Origin of the sequence: Streptomyces sp. NPDC051218, assembly GCF_044455475.1 — a bacterium.
Classification (GTDB): Bacteria; Actinomycetota; Actinomycetes; order Streptomycetales; family Streptomycetaceae; genus Streptomyces.
Genome location: NZ_JBITEU010000007.1, coordinates 384900 through 405902 on the forward strand (window position 1 = coordinate 384900; position 21003 = coordinate 405902).

Consider the following 21003-nt stretch of genomic DNA (forward strand, 5'->3'; position numbering starts at 1 on the left):
GCCGCCGGGGGAGCGGCCCACGGATGGATGGGCTCACCAATGGGTTCACCAGTCGAAGACCGCCCAGCCGCGGTGCGGCAGTTCGGGCTCCAGTTCCAGCAGGCCATCGGTCGGTCGGGTGGCGGCGTGTGCCGGCATGTCCAGAGGCGTCAGCAGCGTGGTCCGCACGGATGAGGGGGGAGAGGGCAGGTCGATGCGCGGACGGGCGGGATCGGCGCTGCCGTTGACCACCGCGAGGCGGTGTACGTCGCCCGCGCGGGAGGCGTGCGGGATCAGGTGCGGTGCTCCGCTGACCAGCGGCAGTCGGGGGTCGTCGCCTTCCAGGAAGCGGATCGAGGCGTGGAGCAGGCGTTGGCCTTCGTCGCTGCGGGCGAGTTCGGCGGGCGCCGCCGCGGCCAGCACCGCGACGCGTCCACCGACCGCGTTGACGAAGTGGCAGCGGCCGGCGCCCCAGGTGCGGCCGTCCGGCGTCCGGATGCGCGTGAGGACCTGGGCGCCTGGCAGTGGTTCGAGCCGGGCCAGCGCCGGTTGGACGTCGACGCTCAGCTGTGCGCCCTCGTCCATTGCTCCGGCCTTCTCCGCCACCTGCTCGACGGCGTACGGACCGGGCGGAAGCTGGTCGGAGCGGGCGGCCAACCGCCCGGCCCGTACACCCAGCAGACCGGCGAAGCCGCGCTCGGCGAGGATGTGGGCGGCCCCGCCGTCCAGCAGCAGACCGCCGTGCAGCAGGGCGCGGACTTCGTCGTCGTCGAAGGCATGGGCGAGGCGGCCGAACAGGGCCTGGACCGGGGCGTGTTGTGCGGTCACCGGAACCCCGTAGCCGAGGAGAAAATCCGCGGCCGTCGCGGGGTCGGACTCGAGCTCGTCGAGGCGTCCCGTCACGGTCGGCAGCCGCATGGCGGTGTCCTGCCGCCAGGGCAGTCCCACGCCGAGCGGGACGGCCCGCTCCGGGCGGCGCGCGGCCAGCCAGTCCAGGGCCGGCCGGGAGCGGTGCAGGAGCCGGTCGACGCGTGGGAAGTCTTCGGCCCGCTCGGCGTGCGTGGGGTGGACGTTCAGGAGCAGTGCGTCGGCCCCCGAAAGCTGGGCGGCGACCATCTCCGACCACGTCTGGGTGTCGGACTTGGACCAGGAGGTGTGCGGCCAGTTCTCGATCTCGGGCTCACAGGACACCTGGCGCGGGCGCAGCGTGCGCTGCAACTCCAGGTTCCACAGTGCGGAAGTCAGCCCGCGCGCCGGGGCATCGGAGTAGGGCGCGAAGTGCGGCCGGTGGGTCACCTGGCGGCGTACCGCCAGCGCGGCGAACAGGGCCTCCCAGTCGCGGCCCTCCACGGAGTGCAGTGCGGGCCGCGAGCTCATGAGACCCAGCTGGGAGCCGCCGCCGGAGCGCTCGTGCACCACCCGCGCAAGGCCTTCGGCGACTTCGAGCTGGGCCGTGCGCCAGACCTGCTGCAACAGGGCGCGCCAGGAGTGGGGAGGTCCTGGCGAGGTGACCGCCGCGACGACCTGCTCCCGGGTGACCGGCTCGCCGACGAGCGCGGCAAGACGCTCCAGCATGAGCGGCTCGAAGCCGCCGCCCCAGGTGAGCGGTGCGTGGTTGTGGAAGCGGAAGTCGTCCTCGACCCACAACACGCGAAAGCCCAGGCCGGCGAAGAGCCCGTAGTGGGCGTACAGCCAGCCGCGCCACTTCGGGCAGGCGAACGACGCCTGGGCGGTGGCGATTTCACCGGTCGGCGAGACCATCGGCGCGAAGCCGAGGCGGTCGACCCGGCCCCGGTCGGCGTGGCCTACGGTGACCCAGGGGTTGAGGCTGACGTCCAGGCCGGCGTCGGTCAGCACCCGCCCGGCCTCGGCCGCCGCCGCGAACCAGCGCGCCTCGTCCAGGCCGGCGAGATGGCCGGTGTGCAGCTGCTCGGCCCCGAGCAGGAGCACCACCTCGTCGACGCCGTTCTCCCCGCACACCTTGGCCAGGGACCTCGCCCGGTCGCCGATGTCGTCCCCGGGGCTCAGCTGGAAGCGCAGGTGGTAGCGCGCCCGTCGGGCGAGAGGGCTCACTTGAGGCTCCCCGCGACGAGCCCGGAGCGCCAGAAGCGCTGCAGGGACAGGAACAGGACGACCAGCGGGACGACCGAGATCAGCGCGGCCGTGATGACGACGTTGTACGGCACCGCCGAGCCGATGCCGCGCTGTGCCTGCCAGCCCACGATGCCCACGGTCACGGGCTGCAGCTTGTCGTCGGCCAGCATGAGCACCGGCAGCAGATAGTTGGTCCAGATGGTCACGAACTGGAACAGGAAGATCGTCACCAGAGCGGGTGACATCAGCCGCAGCGCGATGGTGGCGAAGATCCGTGTCTCGCCCGCGCCGTCCACCCGGCCGGCCTCGAGCAGCTCGTCCGGCACGGAGGCGGCGGCGTAGATGCGGGCCAGATAGACACCGAACGGGCTGATCACGCTGGGCAGCAGCACCCCCCAGTAGGTGTTGACCAGGTGGACCTGCGAGAACATCAGGTACAGCGGGATGGCCAAGAGCGGCTGTGGCACGAGTACCGCGGCGAGCACCACGTTGAAGGTCAGCTCCCGGCCGCGGAAGGAGTACTTGGCCAGGGCGTATCCGGCGAGCGCCGAGATCAGGGTACTCAACGCGGCGCCGCCGACCGCGTACACGGCGCTGTTGAGCAGCCAGCGCGAGAAGATCCCGCCCTCCTCGGTGAACACGGCCCGGACGTTGTCCATGAGCGCGAAGTCGCCGAACCAGAAGCCGTTTCCGGTGAAGAGGCCGGAGTTGGTCTTGGTCGCGGACACCAGGAGCCACCACACGGGCAGCAGGAAGTAGCCGGCGGCGAGCGTCATCACGGCCAGGACGATCCACCGGGACAGCGCGAGCGGTGGCCGGGGGGCGGGCACCGGCGCGGCGGGTGTCCGCGCGGCCGGGCGGCGGTTGAGGGTCTGGAGTGTCACAGGGCCGCACCCTTGCGCTGGACGAATTTGAGGAAGCCGAAGGACAGCACCAGCGCCAGGAGCGCCAGGATCACCGACTCGGTGGCTGCGTAATTGAAGTTGCCGGCGTTGACCGCGGAGTAGGCGGCGGAGATCGGGGTGTAGGTGCTGGACAGGTTCGGGGCGACATTGCGCAGGATGGACGGCTCGTTGTAGAGCTGGGCGGTTCCGATGATGGAGAAGACCGTCGTCAGCACGAGCGCCGGCCGGACCATCGGGATCTTGATGCGCCAGGCGATGCCGAACGCGGAGCAGCCGTCCATCCTGGCCGCCTCGCTGAGCTCCGGCGGGATCGCCTGCAGTGCCGCGTAGATGATCAGCATGTTGTAGCCGGTCCAGCCCCAGGTCAGCATGTTGCCGATGACCGGGCCGAGCAGCCCGTCGGAGGTCAGGTCCAGATGCAGGCCCAGTTTCTCGGCGGCCGCGCTGATCGGGCTGAGCCGGGGCGCCACCAGGAACGACCACATGATCGCCCCGATGACGCCGGGCAGCGCGTAGGGCAGGAAGTACGCAAGGCGGAAGAACCGCTTGAACATCGTCTGCTTGGCGTCGAGCAGCAGGGCGAGGGCCAGCGCGACGGCGAGCATCACCGGTACCTGTACGGCACCGATCAGCAGTACCCGCAGCAGCGACGTACGGAATTCCGCGTCGCCCAGTGCCGTGGCGTAGTTGCCAAGGCCGGCGAAGGTCGTGCTGGGTGCGGTCAGGCCGAGGCCCGAGCGGTGCTGCTCGTACAGGCTCTGCTGGATCGTGTAGCCGATGGGCGCGAGGTACAGGCCGACGAACAGGACGGCGAAGGGTGCCAGGAACAGCAGGGCGGTCCTGTTCCGGCGCCGGCCGTGCCGCGAGCGGCGGCCGGGTGGTGCGGGGCGGCCTGGGGGAGCGGCGGCCGTCTTCGGTGCGGGCGCCGTGGGTGCGGAGAGTGTCACAGCGACTCCAGTCAGCGGGTGGTGACGTTCAGGCCCTGGCGCTTGAGCTCACCGGCCGTCTTCTTCTGTACGGAGGTGAGGAGGTCCGGCAGTGCGGCACTGCCCTTCCCGGCGCGTCCGAGGCCGTCGGTGAGGTCGGTCGAGGTCTGCGTCATCGTGGGACCCCACTGCCAGCTGGTGTCGACGTGCGGCGTCTCCTTCTTGAACACGTCGTAGATCTTCTGGCCGCCGTAGAAGGGATCCGGCTTGGACAGTGCCGGGTGGCTCAGCCCGGCGGTGGCCGCCGGGAAGATGCCCGCAGCCTTGATCAGCGTGCTCAAGCTGTCCTTGTCGGTGCTCATCCACAGGGCGAACTCGGTTGCCTGCTCGGGGTGTTCACACCCCTTCATGACCGCGGTGGCCGAGCCGCCGTCGTTGCCGTACGCGGGCTTGTCGGCGTCCCACACCGGCATCGGGGCCACGGCCCATTTGCCGGAGGTGTCCTTCACGCTGGAGGCGAGAATCGGCGCGTTCCAGACGGCGTTGACATCGGAGAGGATCTTGCCGCCGGCCATGTCCTTGTACAGCGAAGGGTCGAAGCTCGGGTCGGCCTTGAGCAGCTTGTCGTCGATGAGCCCCTGCCAGTAGCGGGCGACCTTGGTGTTGGCCGGGCTGTCCAGGGAGACCTGCCAGGCGTCGCCCTTGGTGCCGAACCACTGCGCACCGGCCTGCCAGGCCAGGCCCGCGTAGTTGTAGGCGTCGTTGCCGAAGGTGCCGAGGTAGACGTCGGGGTCCGCGCGGTGCACCTTGCGTGCGGCGGCCCGGTACTCCTCCCAGGTGGCGGGCGGCTTGTCGATGCCGTACTTCGCGAACAGGTCCTTGCGGTAGAACAGCGCCATCGGGGCGGAGTCCACCGGCGCCCCGAAGGTCTGGCCCGCGATGCTCACCTGGTTCCAGGTCCACTGCGCGAACTTCTTCTTGTGCGGGGCGGCGTACTCGGTGATGTCCTGCAGCGCCCCGGCGGCGGCGAAGCTCGGCATGGTCTCGTAGCCCACCATCGCCAGACACGGCGCGTTGCCGGCCTTCGCCGCGGTGAGCATCTTGGTGTAGCCGCCCTTGGAACCCGATGCCGTCTTCTGGAAGTTGACCTTGATGTCGGGGTGGGTCTTGTTGAACTGCGCCACGGCTTCCTCGTAGCCGGGCGACCAGCCCCAGAAGTCGAGGGTGACCTTCTGCCCGGCGGTGTCGGAGCCGCCGTCGCTCGACGAGCACCCCGTCGCTGCCATGATCACAACACTCGCGGCGGCCAGCGCCGCGCTCCGTATCCGTCGGGACCTCATCGTCACCACTCCTCGGCCGTAATAAGTTCGGCTAGGATCTAAAATAAATAGTGGCTCGTCAACGGGTTGGGAGTGGGCAATTCCGCCGCCGGTCGACAGGCGCCTGTCGTACGCTCCCGGCAACCGCGTAACTTGACGGACAGCGCCCGTACGGAACAGGAGCAGGCACTGGTGAAGGCAGATCTACGTGGAGCAGGCGTACGCGACTTGGGCAGTGAGGGCCCGGCGCGGGCGAACGACCGCGCCTCGCTGCGCCGGTCCAACCTCGGTCTCGTACTGCGCCTGCTGCGTGACGCGGGGCCACGCCCCCGCACTCAGATCGCGGCCGAGACCGGCCTGCCCAAGGCCACCATCACCAACCTGGTCGCGGAGCTGGTGGAACTCGGTCTGGTCCGGGAGGGTGAGACCGAGCGCCACGGCTCCGTCGGGCGACCGAGCCGCACCGTGGAGATCGACGGCCGCACCATCTGCGGCATCGGCGTGGAGATCAACGTCGACTATCTGAGTCTGATCGCCTTCGACCTGCGCGGCGAGAACATCGCCGAGCGGCACACACCGCTCGACGCCCGGGGCAATGCGCCCGACGTCGTCCTCGACCGGATGGCGGAGGCGATCCGTGAGACACACGATGCCCTGCGGGCGCGGGGAGTTCACCCGGTGGGGGTCACCATCGCGGCTCCCGGGGTGATCGGCATCGACACCGGCGTGGTCTCGTACGCGCCCAACATCGGCTGGCGGGACGTCGCCGTCGTCGAGGGCCTGCGCACTCGCCTCGGCCCCGGGGCACCACCGATCCGGCTGGAGAACGATGCCAAGCTCGGTGCCATCGCCGAATACCTGGTCGCCGCCGCGGACGACATCCACGACCTGATCTACGTGACCGGCGAGACGGGCGTCGGAGGCGGCATCATCTCCGACGGCCGACTGCTGCGCGGATCGGCCGGATTCGCCGGCGAGATCGGCCACATGCCCCTGGATCCGGGCGGGCATCCGTGTGCCTGCGGACGTCGGGGCTGCTGGGAGACCATGGTCGGCCTGGCCGCCCTGCTGCGACTGGCCGCGCCGGCCGACGACCCGGTCCACGACCCCACGATCGATCTGCAGCAGCGACTGGCCGAGCTGCGCCGCCGCGCCGATGCCGGCGAACCCGCCACTCGCGCGGCGCTCCAGCAGATCGCCGACGGCCTCGCACTGGGACTCGCCCTCCTCGCGGACCTGCTCAACCCCCGCGCCGTCGTACTCGGTGGCCACTTCGCCTATTTCGGCGACTACCTCATCGACCGGGTGCGCAGCGAGCTGTCCGCACGGGTCATGGCTCCCGAGGCCGGCCGTTGCGACGTCATGTCGTCCACCCTGGGGTTCAGCGCCGCGGCGCGCGGCGGCGCCCATCTGGCGCTGGATCGGGTCTACCAGGATCCGGGCGGAGCTTCCGCGGCCGCCGGCACTACGCTCCTCGAGAGGGCGGCTCCGCGCGACGGCCGCTGAAGCAAGCTTGACGGAGCTGCCGCTGGGATGGCCGGCTTCCGGGTCCGCTGCGTTCTGGCCGCCGAGCTCGTCGACGAACTGGTCGAGGCGCATGCCCACCGGCAGCTCCGACCTGGAAGGAGAAGTGCGGCCGCTCCGCCATGTCGTTAGAGAACGCTGCCGAAGCCAGCCAGCCAGCCGGTCACGATTGCTGTGACACCCCCCCCACGTCATCGGGCTGCTATGAGCGTGTCTCGCCTTCAAGCTTGCTTCGCGTTGCGGCGCCGTACTGGCCATTGGGGTCTCCATGGATTCCGCGTGCGACCTGGAATCGGAAGACCGCTTCGTGCACCAGGGGAGTGAACCCGCTGTCCTCCGGGGAGCTTTGAGCGAGGAACTCGCACTCCTTGAGGCGCTGTTGCAACTCGACAACTTCGGGGCCGGTGTCACCAGGCCGCAAGATCGGTGCCGGGTCCACGGCTTCGCCCGTCCCTGGTGAATCTCTGGCCGGCGAAGGGTGTGACTTGGGCTGATGAGCATGGTCACGGCGTGACTCGGAGGGGGACGGCGAGGCCGAGCCAGGGGTAGGGCTGTCGGTGCTCGGGGAGTGATGCGTCGGCTCGGTCGCGGAACTGTCGCGCGGGAACGCGCCGCTCTGCGTGTCACTCGTCCCGTCTGGCCATGCCTGCAGCGTGGCGAGAGCCAGCAGGGCTATCACGCCAAAGCCCGTTGTTATCCGCACGAACGAAGCGGACCGGGCACGCGGCTTCCCCCGCTGAGTGCTGTGCCTGACATCGGGTGCGGTGCTGGCGTCATCGTGGTCGTCACGATGTGCGTGGACTGCTAGGGGCCGACTGGCTGTCGGGGTGCCCTCGCGCGATGTCCATCCCGCATCCGGCTCCACGGGGGTCGCGCTCTGGCACTGCGGGAGCTGGTGCAAGTAGGGGCGGATGTGCATGGGATCGGCTTGGTCCTCGGTGAACGGTCCAGCGCACGTGCACATGGCGTCGGGCAGGGCCGTGAGATCGGCTCCGCAGTCCGGGCAGCAGTAGTAGGAGCCAGTCATCAGGTCACTTTCTTGGTGTGCTTGGTAGCTACGGCGGCACGGCGTCGAGAGAGCCCTGTCCACCATCCATTACGACGTCTCGGCGATGCCCTGGGCGTGAAATGTCCGCACGAAGGCCCACGAATTGCCCTTCCGGTAAGGGCCACTTGAGAGTGCTCACCGTTTGTGGGCCCGCCTGGCGGGCGGCGCGTGCGACTTGATTGCCGCGGTGCCGGAGGACAAGGAACCCGCGCCGGGGGTGCCGCGTCCGAGCCATCGGTGAGTGCACGGCCAGATTCTCCAATGGCGGTTAATCGATGTACCTGTGGGGCGCGATGAGGAGCGTAGGAGGGCTTCCAGGAATGGTCAACTCTGTGCCACAACGGTGTCTGCTGAGCTTGATTGGTGTGACGGATACCCGGATCACGGGGGTCAGCGCCTCGGTAGGAAGCAGCAGTCGAAGCGGACACCGATCCGGACGTCCGCGAGACCGCACCAAACAAAATGGTGCCCTAATGGGGCCCTAAGGGTTGCTTAACTGGCCGTTCTCGCCTGGAGTGCAAGGCGCTGTGATCACTAAGTTGCGTGCATGCCCGATCACAAGAAGAAGCGCCGGCGTCTCGCCCTGAGCGCAGCCGGAGCCCTCGTCGCTGCGGCCGGTTCGGCGGTCGCCGTGTCCTCGGCAAGCGCACACCTCGTCGGCTCCGCGCCGACGGCCAAGGAGATCTGGAAGCCCGATCCTGCCCAGGGGACCACAGCGTTCTCGGGCCTCGACTGTGTGAGCCCCGGCGCGGTCACCGCGGAGCGGGACGCCTTCCTCTTCGACAGGCCGGCAGGCGTCAAGCGCTGCGAGGCCAGAAGCATCAGCGCCACCGGCGGAGACAACGAGGGGCGCCCCGACCTGGGCTATGGGTTCAGCGAAGGCAAGAGGTACCACCTGCACTGGAAGGTGAAGACCGACGCGAGCGACGCCGGCACCGTCTTCCAGTGGAAGTCACACCCGAACGCGCGGCAGAACTACCCGGTCCTCCTCAAGGTCGAGGACGGGCGCCTGAAGCTCTTCAAGGTCGCGCCGGGGGAGCAGTGGAACCTTGCCTGGAGCGCGCCCATGCCCAGGAACCAGTACAGAACCATCGACCTGACGCTCAAGACCTCCACGTCCAGCGACGGAGAGGTCTCCCTCTCCGTCGACGGTGAACAGGTCTCCCACTTCGCTTGGCGCACCTGGGACAGTCTCAACCGGCCGCAGTGGGGCACCTACGGCGCCGACGTACAGGACAAGGCGGCCAAGGTATGGCTCGCGGACCTGCGCATCAGCGAGGCAGGGTAGTTAGCCAGCCGCCCAGACGCGCCGGTGACAGCGCCGGATCGAGCACCATGCGCGCGAGATGGTCTTGTCCCACTGGATCATCGGTTCCAAGGGGTTCAGAGGCGTGGGCGGTTGGGGCGTGCAGGGCTGCGGTCGGTCGGTGCGATCGCGCTCATTCACCGCACCCGGGTCACGGCAATCGCCTCACGATATGCGTCCGCCAAGTCCGAGGCGGTTTCGTCGGCGGTCACCGCACCCTCGTCGCCCTCGAGCTCGCGGTGGGCGCCGGCGTAGGCCCGGACGAACCAGTTGAGCTCGACGGCCGTCAGGTGCTTGAGCCGCGTACTCTCGGCTACGTGCCACGCCACTCGAAGAAGCCCCGCCGACTGATCGCGGATGGGCGCGTGTACATGTGGACGATGCGCCACAGCCACCAAAAGGACGATCACGGCCGGTCCGTGGACTGCCGCCAAGTCCTCACCGTGTTCCCGCAACCGGCCGGAACCGGCGGACCGCTGCGCATTGTCTTCGCCGACGGCCCCGGTCGGTACGTCCCGGGCGGGGCTCCCTTCGGCTCCGGGGACGTGGGCTTCACTCGGGGTGCGGACCTGAACCTGCATGAGCCGGGCGCTGTCCGCGCCCTGCTCGACGTGGCGCTGGCCGGTGGGTGGCAGCCGGGGGAGCGGCGGGCGGTGGAGGTCGACGGCTGGTCGCTGCTGGAACAGGCGGCGGCCGCGCGAGCCGGGGACACCGGCCCCGATGCCTCGTAGGGGTGCCGACTCGGCGGTGAGGGTGCTCGACGAGGTGAGCGTCCCGGCGGGCGAGATTACCGCCGTCCCGGCCTCCAGCCGATCGCACCGGCGGCGATGCCCGGCACATGACGCCATCACGTCTGCCGTGCTCATATCCCTCCACCCCGAAAGTGAAACAGCAGTCAGGCAGTTTCGGTGTGGCACGCCCCCACGACTGATCAGCCAAGGCGACTGGGAGAGGTGCGGCAGAGCTCGGCGAAGGCGCGAACTCGGGCGCTCTCGCCGGATGTTGGCCAGATGAGCCCGTACTCGATGGGAGGGGCATCGTGGAAAGGGACCCAGGTGAGATCGGGGCGGCTGTTGTAACGCTCTACTCCCACGGCGACGGGGGACACCCCTTTGCCCACCGCGACGAGGTTCAAGATCTCGGGCCAATAGGTGGCGGCGTAGCCGTGGCGAATGGGTTGTCCGTTCGGGGTGTTCCGAGGGAAGTGGTAGTCCAGCCAGTACTGCGGAACAAGGTCCCCGGCGATGGTCAGGAGAGTCACGTCGGCGAGATCTTCGAGTGACACGGACGCGCGCTGGGCGAAGGGGTGGCGCCTCGGGACCATCAGTGCACGCTCCTCGGACACGAGGACGCCGCCGACAGCGAGGTCGGGTTCGTCGACCGGGTACTCGGTGACCTGGAGCTGGACCTCACCGCTGCGGATCGGGCCGAAGGGGTCGGAGAGCTGTACTTCCTGGATCTGGACTTCGCAGTCCGGGTGACAGTGCCGGAACCGCTCGGCCACCGCAAGGACGGCTGCGGCCACGATGGAGCCGGAGTAACCGATGTGCAGTACGCCAGTGATGCCACGCCCTGCCGACACAGCGCGTGCGATCGCCCGCTGGGTCTGCTGGTGCGCGGGCAGCAGGTCGTCGCGGAGCTGTGCTCCGACAGCGGTCAGTGCGACGCGGCGGCTGGTGCGCTCGAAGAGCGGTACGCCGATGTGTCGTTCCAGCTTCTTGATGGTCTGGCTGACCCGGCCCTGCGCCAGTCCGAGCCGCTCCGAAGTACGCCTGAAGTGCAGCTCTTCGGCCAGCGTCAGAAACGCCTCGATCTCGTGCCGTTCCACCACCGGCCTCCATTGGTGAGTTGGGGTCACCGATCATAGATCAGCTCGATCTTGTTCGGCGCTTCGGTCCCACAGAGAGTTGATTCAGCCGGGTGGCCGTATCTCGCCGTCGGCTCCCCCGTTCGCCGCAGAAGCGGCTCGAAAGGAACTCACTGTCATGTCCACTACCAAACTCGCGCCTTCGGCAGGGGCCGCCGCGTCTGCAGATGTCCCCGCGCCTGCAGATGCCCCTGCGCCGTCAGACGCCTCCGCCCCGAAGATGACGGGCCGTCTGAAGCTGATCCTTGCGGTGCTCCTGGTGGCCCAGTTCATGCTCGCCGTCGACTTCTCGATCCTGAATGTCGCGCTCCCCGCGATCGGTGACGGCCTCGGGTTCTCCCTGACCAACCTGCAGTGGATCGCCACCTCCTTCGCCCTGTCCGCGGCGGGCTTCACTCTCTTCTTCGGCCGCGTCGGCGATCTGATCGGACGCAAGCGGATCTTCCTCGGCAGCCTGGCGCTGCTCGGCCTGTCCTCCCTGGTGGGTGGTCTGGCCACGAGCCCCGAGATCCTCATCGTCGCTCGCGTGGCCCAGGGCCTCGCGACCGCAGCGGCCACTCCGGCCGGACTCGCCCTGCTCACCACGTCCTTCCCAGAGGGGCCGCTGCGGCAGAAGGCCCTCGGCCTCAACGGTGCGCTGATGTCCGCCGGATTCACCGCGGGCGCCGTACTCGGCGGCGTACTCACCGATCTGCTCTCCTGGCGCTGGTCGTTCTTCATCAACGTCCCTGTCGCCCTGGCCGTCCTGCTGGTCGCCCCCTCCATCATCACGGAGTCGCGTCCCGCGGAGCGCCCGAAGATGGACCTGCCCGGCGCGCTGTCGGTCACCCTCGGACTGCTGGCCCTGGTCTTCGGCCTCACACAGGCCGGTGAGCACGGCTGGACCCACCCCGCAGCCCTCATGGGCCTGGCCGCCGGCGCCGTGTTGCTCATCGCCTTCTACCTCATCGAGCGCCGGGCCGAGCAGCCGCTCGTGCCCGTGCACGTCCTGAAGAAGCCGACCGTGGCCTGGGGCAATGTGCTCGGTCTGCTGGCCTTCGTCACCGAGACCTCGCTGGTCTACCTGCTCACGCTCTACATGCAGAAGACGCTCGGCTTCTCCGCCCTCACCGCCGGAATCTCCTTCGGTGTCCTGGGCGTTGGAACCGTGACCGGCGGGATGCTCGCGCCGAAGGTCATCGCCCGTACCTCCACCCTGACCACGCTCGTCGCGGGCAGTCTGCTGCAGGCCCTGTCCACTGCCGCTCTGCTGCTGCTCGGCGACACAGCGGCGTCCATGTGGCTGCTGCTGCCCGCCACCTTCCTCGGCGGAGTCGGCAACATGCTCGTCATCGTCGGCTTCATGGTCACCGCCACCACCGGTCTGCCCGACCGCGAGCAGGGCCTGGCGACCGGACTTGCCTCCATGTCCCAGCAGGTCGGCATCACCCTGGGCACCCCGGTCATGTCCGCGGTCGTCGCGGCCACCGCCGGGGGCGCGCTCGGCGCCCAGGCGATCCTCGACGGTGTCACCGTCGCCATCGCCGTCAACACGGCGCTCGTCCTGCTCGGTGCCCTCATCGCGGCTGTCGCCCTGCGCACCAGGAAGCAGACACCCCGTACTGCCTGAGGCCCTGTACTGGCGGTGATCTTGAAGACCGGTGGCGGAAGGCGTCAGATGTCCGTCCCGGTGAACGCACGGAGGATGCCGGCGGGGGAGTGGGGGCCTTCCTCGGCGGGCCGGGGTGCCCCCGGGTGGCCACTGGTGGGGGCTGCCGGGGCAGAACTCCGCGCGGGCGCGGTGTCCTTGCTCTCGTGCGACTGCCGGGCTGTGCCGGTCACGACCAGTGCCCAGGCCAGGCAGGCGAACGCAGCTGTGTGCAGCAGCGCGCGGATGATGTTCCAGAGGACCCACTTGTTCTCGAAGTCCGCGCGGACCGCCGCCAGGTGTCCGATGCGGGCGGGATCACCGGCACCCGCGAGCTGGTCGTTCAGGGGGACGTTGACGCCGCTGGTGACCATGAAGGCCACCAGGTACAGGACCAGTGCGGCGATCAGCCAGGGCAGTGCGGGGCGGCCGTGCCCGCGCCAGGCCAGGAAGACGGTCAGCCCGATGAGGGGGATCGCGCCCATGAACAGGAGCATGAAGACCGGGTTGAGGATGGCCTTGTTGATGCCCTGCATCGCCTCGACGAGAGTGCGGTCGGAGGACCGGGCCAGGCCCGGCATGACCGCGTAGGAGAAGGCGGCGAACAGTCCGGCCATGAGCCCGGTGGACAGGGTGGCGGCGAGCAATACGCCGGTCTGTAGGTGTTTCATGCTGCGTCCTCTTGGTTCGGCCTCGCATCGACGGCGCACCCGCGCCGAGTCCGTCGGCTCAACCCTCGGTCCAGGCGGGATCATCGACAACGGCCTTTTCCGCAAGGCTCGTTAACCTGGTGGTTAACGGGGCTGAAGAGCCACCACGGGGCTGGGGGTAAGTATGGAGATCAGGGACATCGAGATTTTCCTGACGCTCGCTCAGGAGCTGCACTTCGGCCGGACCGCCGAACGGTTGCACGTGTCCCCGGCCCGGGTCAGCCAGGCGATCAAGAAGCAGGAGCGCCGCATAGGCGGCGCACTCTTCGACCGCTCCAGCCATCACGTTCGCCTCACTCCGCTCGGCCGGCAGTTCTACGACGATCTGCTCCCGGTCCACCGCGGCCTCCAACAGAGCCTGGAGCGCGCCACGCTGGCCGCGAAGAAGAAGACCGAAGTCCTACGTCTGGGCATGCTGTCAAGCAACAGCGAGGACCTGCGTCCCGTCCTCACCGCGTTCGCATCGCGTCGGCCCGGCTGCACCGTGCAGATCCGCGCGGTCGGCTATAACGACCCCTTCTCCGCACTGCGCCGCGGCAGCGTCGATGTCCTGCTCGCCTGGCTCCCCATCCGTGAACCGGATCTCACCGTCGGCCCGGTCCTCTATACCGAGCCTGTTGTGTTGTGCGTGTCCTCCACTCATCGGCTGGCCGCACGTGACTCCGTCTCCTACGAAGACCTCGCCGACGAGGCCGTCCTGACCGGTGCCGCACCCGACTACTGGCGGGAGGCGCTGATCCCCTCCCACACTCCCGGCGGACGGCCGATCCCTGAGGGGCCACCCGCGATCGACGGCTCGCAGCTGCTCGCCATCGTCGCCAGCGGGGAAGCGGTCTGCCCGGCGCACGCGCACGCGTCGCGCTACTACGCCCGACCCGACATCGCCTACATCCCCATTCGCGACGCCCCGCTCAGCCGCTGGACCTTGTGCTGGCGCACCAGCAGCGAGACAGGCCCGATCCGCGAACTTGCCGAGGTCGCAGGCGAGCTCAGCCCCCTGACCCTGTGACCGGGCCGGACCGGGCCGGGGGCCGCGGCCGGAAGCCGGGCCGTCGTCTCTGCCGCTGTCGGGACACGCAGAGGCAGGATGCCCCTTCGGCGGCCCGGCCCATGACGGCATCCTGCGCGCCCAGTACTCCGGCTATGGGTCGTGATCTGGGGAGGGGCTTGCGGTGGGCTGTCCGGGCTTGGGGTGCTCGGAGGCGGTCTGATCAGGCATCATGCCCGGGTGAGTACCATCATCGAATTCTTCATAGCCCCTGACGACTCCTCGGCGGCAAGCTGCGTGGACAGCGGCCCTGACGGAGTCTTCGACTCGCTGGCCTGCGGGAACTTCGACGCCTCCGAGGCGGTGATCGAGTGGGAGAGCCTGCTCACCGGGCAGAGCTTCGAGGCGCTTGTCGCTTCCGATGAGCCTCGTACGGTCGCAGACCCCGAGGAAGGGGACGGTCCACTGCTGTTCATCGTCTCGGACGCGCTTCAAGGGGCGCTGACCAGTGCTTCCCCTGCCCGGCGAGCGGAGGTCGGCCAGTTGTGGATTCAGGAGCGGGCTGCCGAGGGCGACACCTTCGGCCCGGAGATGGTGGAAGAACTCCTGGGGGATCTGGCGGACTTGGCCCGCACCGCCGACCGGCGGGGCCAGGGCCTGTACTGCTGGATGGCCTGAGCTGTCGGCTGCCACCGCGCGGTCCCGCCATCTGGACCGCGAGCGGGCTGAGCCTGGACGGCGTTGCAGCAGGGTGCCGCGCCACGCTGGGGCTGGGGCTGGGGCGTGCGACGGGGAGCCGGGCGGTCGCACCCGTGGCCTCCGCTGCGGCGCCGATGAGCATGGCGGCGCAGGCTACTACTGCGGTGGTGATGCGTTGGCGCATGGGCGGCCCTGAGGACATGGGGCGGAGGATGCTGCCGAAACCGCGCGGTGGCCCCCTACAGCGTGAGCTGTACGGGGCCACCGCGCTGCCTGCGAACTCGGCACCGCCGATCCGTCACCTTCCCTCATGTGACCAACAGGAGCCGCCGGACGCCCGGCCGGGGATCAGCCGCTGGAGTCGGCGACCGGACGCGCACGGAGAACCGCTGCGGTGGACAGCAGCGTCGACGCGAGGACCAGAGCGAACGTCGCGGCGATCACGGTGACCAGGATCAACGGGGAGCCGCCCGGCAGCGGGGAGCCGAGGATGCTCAGGCTCAGTGGCACCAGTGTCGCGGCGGCGACGAGCAGGCCGAGGAGCAGGCCGGCCAGTGAGATCATCAGCGCCTCCACCGTCATCATCCGCAGGACCTGCCGGCGGGTGGCGCCGATCAGACGCTGGAGCATGAACTCCCTGCGCCGCTCCGTCGTCGCCAGGATCTGCGTGTTGAGCAGCGAGATGACCGAGTAGCCGACCACCACGCCGAGGACCAGATACGCCATCCACGCCTGAGTGTCGTCAGATTCGGCCTGTACGGCTTCGAGGGCCGCCCGGTCGGCGAGGTGCAGGCCAGGGTGACGGTCCGTCAGCTTCGTGATCCCTGCGCGCAGTTGGCCGATGTCGGTGTCCGGGGCCGTGCTGACCAGGATCGTCGGGACCAGGCCCGCGTCGGTACGGCCGATCAGCAGCGATGCCGGTACCAGGGCCGTCTCGTAACCGCGTTCTGCGCCCACCGTGGCCACAAGTCGCAGCTGTACCCGGCTGCCGTCCCCGAGCCTCATCGTGACCGTGTCGCCGATGTTGTGGCCCTTCGCGGCGCGGGCCGGCAGGGCGACCGAGTTCCCGCGCAGCGCGTCGAGGTCACCGCTGGAGGCGCGGAAGGCCGTCGTACGCGCGGCTCCCTGGGGGGTGATGCCCTGGAGGGACAGTTCGGTGGGCTGCGGGCCTGCCGATTCCTGGTCGTCCTCCGACGTCCCTTCGTCCTGGGGGCTCGGGGCGGCCATGGGCTCGTCGGGCTCCAGGTAGCCGACGCTGGGAATCTGCGCGGTGGCCGCGGCGACACCCGGCAGCTCCCTGATGGCGTCGACCGTCGACAGCGGTACCCCGCCGGAGTCCGATGTGACCACCAGATCGGCCCGCAGGCTGTCGTCGAACGCTTGCTTAGCGCCGTCCGACTGAGTGGTCTGCAGGTAAGTGAGCCCGAGGGCCAGTCCGGAGGCGAGCATGACGGGCAGCGCCGCCGCCGTCAGCCGGGTGGTGCGCGCCTTGGCGTTACGGGTGGCGAGGTGACCCGCAAGCCCGAGCCGGCGTTCGACCGGACGACGCAGCGCGCCGACGACGGCCCGTACGAGCACCGGACCGAGGAGCCCGAAGCCGACCGCCCACACCATGGCCGCAGGGGTGGCCACTCCCGGTGCGTCGGGCCCGGCCGAGGCGGCCGTGCCCATCGCCAGCGCGACACCGCCGGCCACGCACAGCAGCCCCACGACCAGCCGGAACCGGCTGAACCAGCGGCGCTGGAGACCGGCTTCGGCGAGGGCCTCGGTCGGCCGGGTACGCACCGCGCCCTGCGCCGAGATGAGGGCCGCGCCGATCGCGGTGACCAGCGCGGTACCGGCGCCGACGATCAGCGGGACGGATCCGGCGCGGTACACGACGGCGTCGGGCACCGCGCCCGCGTCGCTGAACGCGGTGAGCAGCCACCGGCCGAACGCGGGACCGGGCAGGCAGGCGAGAGCGGTGGCGAGTACGGAGAGGACCATCGTCTCGCCGAGGATCAGCCGGCGCAGTTGCCCCGGGGAGGCACCGATGGCGCGCAACAGGGCCATTTCGCGGCGCCGTTGCTGGATGGAGAGGCCGAGCGTGCCGGAGACGACGAAGACGGTGACCATGGCCGACAGCCCACCGAAGGCCGCGGCCAGCGGGACCAGGTCGCTGCCTTCGGCGAGGACCGCCGGATTCTCGGCCCGGCCGCGGTCGTCGCCGGTCAGGACGGTGATCTGCTGTCCGGCGGTCCGCTGTCCCGCAGCCCGCTGCCGGGCGACCTCGTCACGTAGCCGCTCCGCGATCTCCTGCCGGTCGGTCCCGGCGGCGGGGAAGACACCGATGGTGTCGATCGTGCCGGGGTGACCGGAGGCGCGGGCGGCCTCCGCGTCGGAGAGGAAGACGTGCGCGTCGTCGTCGGGCCCGGTGGCCAAGCCGGAGATCTCGTAACTCCTGGCTTCTCCGCCCGTCGTCAGCTTGATGTGCTTGCCGGGCCGCAGCCCGGACCGTTCGGCGAGGCCGGCGCCCAGGACGATCCGGTCGGGCCCGGTGGGCGCGGTGCCGGCGGAGAGGGTGTACGGCGCGAGCTCGGCGGACGACCAGCCGTGGCCGGTCACCTTCGTGCCGGACGTGCGGGCGAGGTGCGTGCCGGGAGTGCGGGCGAGGCCGGCCGGGAACGACACGTCCTTCACCGTCGTGGCGACACCCGGCACCGACCGCAGTTCCTCGGCCAACTCGTTCTTCAGGCGGATGCGTTCGGGGAAGACGAGTTCGCGCTCGGTGCCGATGTAGCGCTGGTCGCCGGTGACCACGACGGGCGCCGCGGCCAGCCGCGCGGGCGGGGCCGCGTTGTGCACCCCGGTCTCCAGCAGCCCACCGCAGCCGATCACGATCGTGGCGCCGAGGAAGAGTGCGATGAACGAGGCGATGAAGCCGTACTTGTGGAAACGCAGGGTGCGCAGCGCGATCCTGATCATCGTTGGCCCCCGATTCCACGCGCCGTGACCCGTACCGCGGAGCGGGGGGCCTGCCGGGCGGTGGCCCGCTCGTCGTCCCAGGCACCGAGGTGCGTCATCTGCGCGGCCACCTGTTCGACGGTCGGCCGGTCCAGGGATCCGGCCAGCCGGCCGTCGGCGAGGAACAGCACGCGGTCCGCGTGTGCGGCGGCCACCGGATCGTGGGTCACCATGACGATCGTCTGCCCCGCGTCCTCCACGGCCTCGCGAAGTAGCGACAGCACCTCACTCGCGGTACGGGTGTCCAGCGCGCCGGTCGGCTCGTCACCGAAGATCACGGCTGGCCGGGTGATCAGGGCCCGTGCGATGGCTACGCGCTGCTGCTGGCCGCCGGAGAGTTCACCGGGGCGGCTGTCGCGGCGGGTGCCGAGGCCGACCCGACCCAGTACCTCGTCGACGGCGGCCCGTTTCGGACGGATCCCAGCCAGCCGCAGGGGCAGGGTGACGTTGTCGACAACGGTGAGCGCGGGCAGCAGGTTGAACGACTGGAAGATGAAGCCGATCCGTTCACGGCGCAGCTTGGTCAGCCGGCGCTCCTTGAGGGTCCCGAGGTCGGTTCCGTCGAGCCGTACCGTCCCCGCCGTGGGCCTGTCGAGTCCGGCCGCGCAGTGCAGGAGGGTGGTCTTGCCCGAACCGGACGGGCCCATCACCGCGGTGAAGGTGCCCTCTTCGAGGCCGATGCTCACGTCGTCAAGGGCGGTGACCCGGTTCTTCGGCCCTCCGTAGAGCCTGCTCACCGAATCGAGGCTGACGACCGGCTCCCCGTGCTGCTTCCGTGTCTCGTTCATGGTGTTCATGCTGGCCGCCGGGGTGCGGGCGCCGACAGGCTCGACAGGTTGAACTCGGTGTCCACCGGTCGGTGGACACCGAGTCGGTGACCGGGGGGACCGCGGCCGACCGGCGGCGGCCCGTGGCAGGGCGGCGGGGGGCTACGCGGTGGGGCGGGAGGCGCGCGAATCCCGCCCCGTGCGTACCAGCAGGCCCTGTTCCAGCGCCACGACCACCGCGTGGGTGCGGTCGCTGACGTCGAGTTTGGCGAAGACGCGCAGCAGATGGGTCTTCACCGTGGCCTCGGCGATGACCAGCCGTCGGCCGATGTCGACGTTGGATAGCCCGTCCGCCACCGCGTGCAGGACGTCCAACTCCCTTGCGGTCAGGGCGACCTGGGCCGGGCGCCGCATCTGGGCGACGAGGCGCGCCGCGACCTGCGGCGCCAGTACGGTCTCGCCGCGGGCTGCCGAGTGGATGGCGTCGACGAGCTGTGCGCGGGTGGTGTCCTTGAGCAGATAGCCGATCGCCCCGGCCTCGATGGCGCGCTCGATCTCCACATCGGTGTCGTACGTGGTGAGGATCAGCACCCGGGTCGCGGACCGTGCGGCGACGATCTCGGTGGTCGCCTCGACACCGTCAAGCACGGGCATCCGCAGGTCGACGAGTGCGACGTCGGGGGCGAGTGAGGCGACGAGGTCGACGGCCTCCCTGCCGTTGCCCGCCTCACCGACGATGGCGATGCCGGGGGCACCGGCCAGCAGCGCGGCGACTCCCGCGCGCAACACGGTGTGGTCGTCCGCCAGGATGACACGGATCGGACCCTCGTCCTCTGGCATGTGTCACTCCTGACCGGTCGTGGATACGGGCGCGCCGGGTGCCCGGTACGTCGCGATGGTTGCAGCTGTCACAGGCGTGCCCGCTGCCATAGGCGTGCCCGCTGTCACGGGTGTCCCCGCCGGCTCCAACGCCTCCACTGTCTCGGGCGTGCCCGCGGCCTCCGGAGCCGGGAGCGAGGCGAGGACGCGCGTACCGTCGCCGACAGAGCTGGTGACCGTGAGTTCGCCACCCATCTCCGCCAGCCGCTTGCGCATTCCGTCCAGGCCGAAGCCGTGCGACTCCTGGACGACGAAACCACGCCCGTCGTCGGTGATCTCCAGCTCGACGACGTCCTGGTGCCGCGCCAGGACGACGCCGACCGCCGAAGCGGCGGCGTGCTTACGTATGTTGGCCAGCGACTCCTGCGTACAGCGCAGCAACGCGATCCGCGCCGCCCGGTCGCAGTCGATGTCCGGCAGTTCCGCGCTGACGGCAAGACCGGTGTCCTCCGTGAACCTGTCCAGGGTCCGGCCGAGCGTCTCGGCGAGCGAGCCCGCGGCGAGAGTTCCACTCGGGGCGGAGCCGACCAGGATTCTGGCCTCGGTGAAGTTCTCGCGGGCGGTCCGCTCGATGGAGAGCAACTGCTGGGCACGCCTGGCGGGATCGGAGTCGGCCGAGGACCGGGCCGCCTCCGCAAGCACGATGATGGACGCGAACCCCTGGGCGAGGGTGTCATGGATGTCGCGGGCGAGCCGCTCGCGCTCCTCCACCGCGCCCTGGCGCTGATACGCCTCGACGAGCCGCCGTTGAGCGCTCTCCAGCTCAGCGCTGAGCTGGGCGGCACGCAAGTCGCTCTGTCCGACGAACCGGTGCAACCACAGCCCGAGTGCGGTCCCCGCCGCGAAAGCCGCGACGGTGACGACGTTGTTCCCGGTGAGGAACTGCGGGCTCCACCCCTGCGGCAGCGTCCCGCCGAACACCGTGGCCAGCGCGGTGAGTCCGCTCAGGACGACCGAGGAGCGGGCGTCGCGCGCGTAGATCCAGAAGAGCGGCAGCGACACGATGTACAGCGCGGCCGCGCCTTCCAGCACATAGGAGGTACCGCCCAGTCCGAGGGCGAAGACGCTGAGCAGCACCAGCTGGCAGCGCCCGGGACCGCTCCCCAGGGCGAACAGCGCCCCGTAACAGACCGCCATCGCGCCAAGACCCCCCAGCGGCCAGTACCTGTGCCCATCGGGGGAGTCCACTATCGCGAGCGCCGTGGGCAGCAGGCCCAACAGGACCCAGGAGACGGCGTTCCAGCGGGCGAAGGAGGCCGCGTAGGGCCGGTCGTCCGCCTGCGACTTGGCAATCATGCGGTCAGCCTACTGATCCGCCGGCCGCTCGGAGCGGATCTTGGTTGAGGTACCGGCTCGGGCGGC

Annotated in this window: 18 protein-coding genes; 6 read left to right on the plus strand and 12 right to left on the minus strand. The window is 69.9% G+C overall.

Annotated features, from left to right (window positions below; translation table 11 throughout):
• Positions 1–45: 45 nt before the first annotated feature.
• Genes ACIBCK_RS23045 through ACIBCK_RS23060 form a run of 4 tightly spaced genes read right to left on the minus strand, consistent with a single transcriptional unit; the run spans position 46 to position 5190 of the window.
• The gene (locus ACIBCK_RS23045) at positions 46–2052 is read right to left on the minus strand and encodes a hypothetical protein (protein ID WP_399392973.1); all 2007 of its coding nucleotides are present in this window, start codon (positions 2050–2052) and stop codon (positions 46–48) included.
• Positions 2049–2957: a carbohydrate ABC transporter permease gene (locus tag ACIBCK_RS23050; protein WP_399392975.1), complete on the minus strand. Its 909-nt coding sequence runs from the start codon at positions 2955–2957 to the stop codon at positions 2049–2051. Before ACIBCK_RS23050 ends, ACIBCK_RS23045 begins: the two co-directional genes overlap by 4 nt.
• Positions 2954–3925 carry a carbohydrate ABC transporter permease gene (locus ACIBCK_RS23055; RefSeq protein WP_399392977.1) on the minus strand — a complete coding sequence of 324 codons (972 nt, stop codon included), beginning with the start codon at positions 3923–3925 and terminating at the stop codon, positions 2954–2956. The genes ACIBCK_RS23050 and ACIBCK_RS23055 overlap by 4 nt, the downstream gene beginning before the upstream one ends.
• Positions 3926–3936: 11 nt before the next feature.
• On the minus strand, positions 3937–5190 hold the full coding sequence (locus ACIBCK_RS23060; protein WP_399392979.1) for an ABC transporter substrate-binding protein: 1254 nt from the start codon (positions 5188–5190) through the stop codon (positions 3937–3939).
• A gap of 186 nt (positions 5191–5376) precedes the next feature.
• Here ACIBCK_RS23060 and ACIBCK_RS23065 point away from each other — a divergent pair, with 186 nt between their 5' ends.
• Positions 5377–6729, plus strand: a complete 1353-nt coding sequence (locus ACIBCK_RS23065; protein WP_399392981.1) for an ROK family protein — start codon at positions 5377–5379, stop codon at positions 6727–6729.
• Between the two features lie 220 nt (positions 6730–6949).
• On the opposite strand, the gene ACIBCK_RS23070 is transcribed toward ACIBCK_RS23065, so the two are convergent.
• Positions 6950–7840, minus strand: a complete 891-nt coding sequence (locus ACIBCK_RS23070; RefSeq protein ID WP_399392983.1) for a peptidoglycan-binding protein — start codon at positions 7838–7840, stop codon at positions 6950–6952.
• Positions 7841–8342: 502 nt separating this feature from the next.
• Here ACIBCK_RS23070 and ACIBCK_RS23075 point away from each other — a divergent pair.
• Positions 8343–9083: a hypothetical protein gene (locus ACIBCK_RS23075; protein WP_399392985.1), complete on the plus strand. Its 741-nt coding sequence runs from the start codon at positions 8343–8345 to the stop codon at positions 9081–9083.
• Positions 9084–9238: 155 nt separating this feature from the next.
• Here the strand turns inward: ACIBCK_RS23075 and ACIBCK_RS23080 are convergent, their stop codons facing one another.
• A complete protein-coding gene (locus tag ACIBCK_RS23080) occupies positions 9239–9430 on the minus strand; it encodes a hypothetical protein (protein WP_399392987.1) in 192 nt (63 codons plus the stop codon).
• Between ACIBCK_RS23080 and ACIBCK_RS23085 the strand changes: the two genes are divergently transcribed.
• Entirely contained in the window at positions 9419–9832 is a 414-nt protein-coding gene (locus ACIBCK_RS23085; RefSeq protein WP_399392989.1) for a hypothetical protein, read from the plus strand. The two genes, ACIBCK_RS23080 and ACIBCK_RS23085, sit on opposite strands and share 12 nt — an antisense overlap.
• A gap of 200 nt (positions 9833–10032) precedes the next feature.
• Here the strand turns inward: ACIBCK_RS23085 and ACIBCK_RS23090 are convergent, their stop codons facing one another.
• Entirely contained in the window at positions 10033–10929 is an 897-nt protein-coding gene (locus ACIBCK_RS23090) for a LysR family transcriptional regulator (protein WP_399392991.1), read from the minus strand.
• Between the two features lie 259 nt (positions 10930–11188).
• Between ACIBCK_RS23090 and ACIBCK_RS23095 the strand changes: the two genes are divergently transcribed.
• Positions 11189–12577 carry an MFS transporter gene (locus ACIBCK_RS23095; RefSeq protein ID WP_399392993.1) on the plus strand — a complete coding sequence of 463 codons (1389 nt, stop codon included), beginning with the start codon at positions 11189–11191 and terminating at the stop codon, positions 12575–12577.
• Positions 12578–12621: 44 nt separating this feature from the next.
• On the opposite strand, the gene ACIBCK_RS23100 is transcribed toward ACIBCK_RS23095, so the two are convergent.
• Positions 12622–13266 carry a DUF1772 domain-containing protein gene (locus ACIBCK_RS23100; RefSeq protein WP_399392995.1) on the minus strand — a complete coding sequence of 215 codons (645 nt, stop codon included), beginning with the start codon at positions 13264–13266 and terminating at the stop codon, positions 12622–12624.
• Positions 13267–13429: 163 nt separating this feature from the next.
• Between ACIBCK_RS23100 and ACIBCK_RS23105 the strand changes: the two genes are divergently transcribed.
• On the plus strand, positions 13430–14314 hold the full coding sequence (locus ACIBCK_RS23105) for a LysR family transcriptional regulator (RefSeq protein WP_399392997.1): 885 nt from the start codon (positions 13430–13432) through the stop codon (positions 14312–14314).
• A gap of 219 nt (positions 14315–14533) precedes the next feature.
• Positions 14534–14971: a hypothetical protein gene (locus tag ACIBCK_RS23110; RefSeq protein ID WP_399392999.1), complete on the plus strand. Its 438-nt coding sequence runs from the start codon at positions 14534–14536 to the stop codon at positions 14969–14971.
• A gap of 369 nt (positions 14972–15340) precedes the next feature.
• On the opposite strand, the gene ACIBCK_RS23115 is transcribed toward ACIBCK_RS23110, so the two are convergent.
• From ACIBCK_RS23115 to ACIBCK_RS23130, 4 genes are all read right to left on the minus strand, one after another.
• Entirely contained in the window at positions 15341–17956 is a 2616-nt protein-coding gene (locus ACIBCK_RS23115; protein WP_399393000.1) for an ABC transporter permease, read from the minus strand.
• Complete coding sequence (locus ACIBCK_RS23120; protein WP_399393002.1) at positions 17953–18792, minus strand: ABC transporter ATP-binding protein; 840 nt, start codon at positions 18790–18792, stop codon at positions 17953–17955. The genes ACIBCK_RS23115 and ACIBCK_RS23120 overlap by 4 nt, the downstream gene beginning before the upstream one ends.
• Before the next feature lie 132 nt (positions 18793–18924).
• Complete coding sequence (locus tag ACIBCK_RS23125) at positions 18925–19602, minus strand: response regulator (protein WP_399393004.1); 678 nt, start codon at positions 19600–19602, stop codon at positions 18925–18927.
• A 3-nt stretch (positions 19603–19605) separates the two neighbouring features.
• Positions 19606–20937 (minus strand): sensor histidine kinase, encoded by a 1332-nt coding sequence (locus ACIBCK_RS23130; RefSeq protein ID WP_399393006.1) that lies wholly within the window; start codon positions 20935–20937, stop codon positions 19606–19608.
• Positions 20938–21003 lie beyond the last annotated feature (66 nt).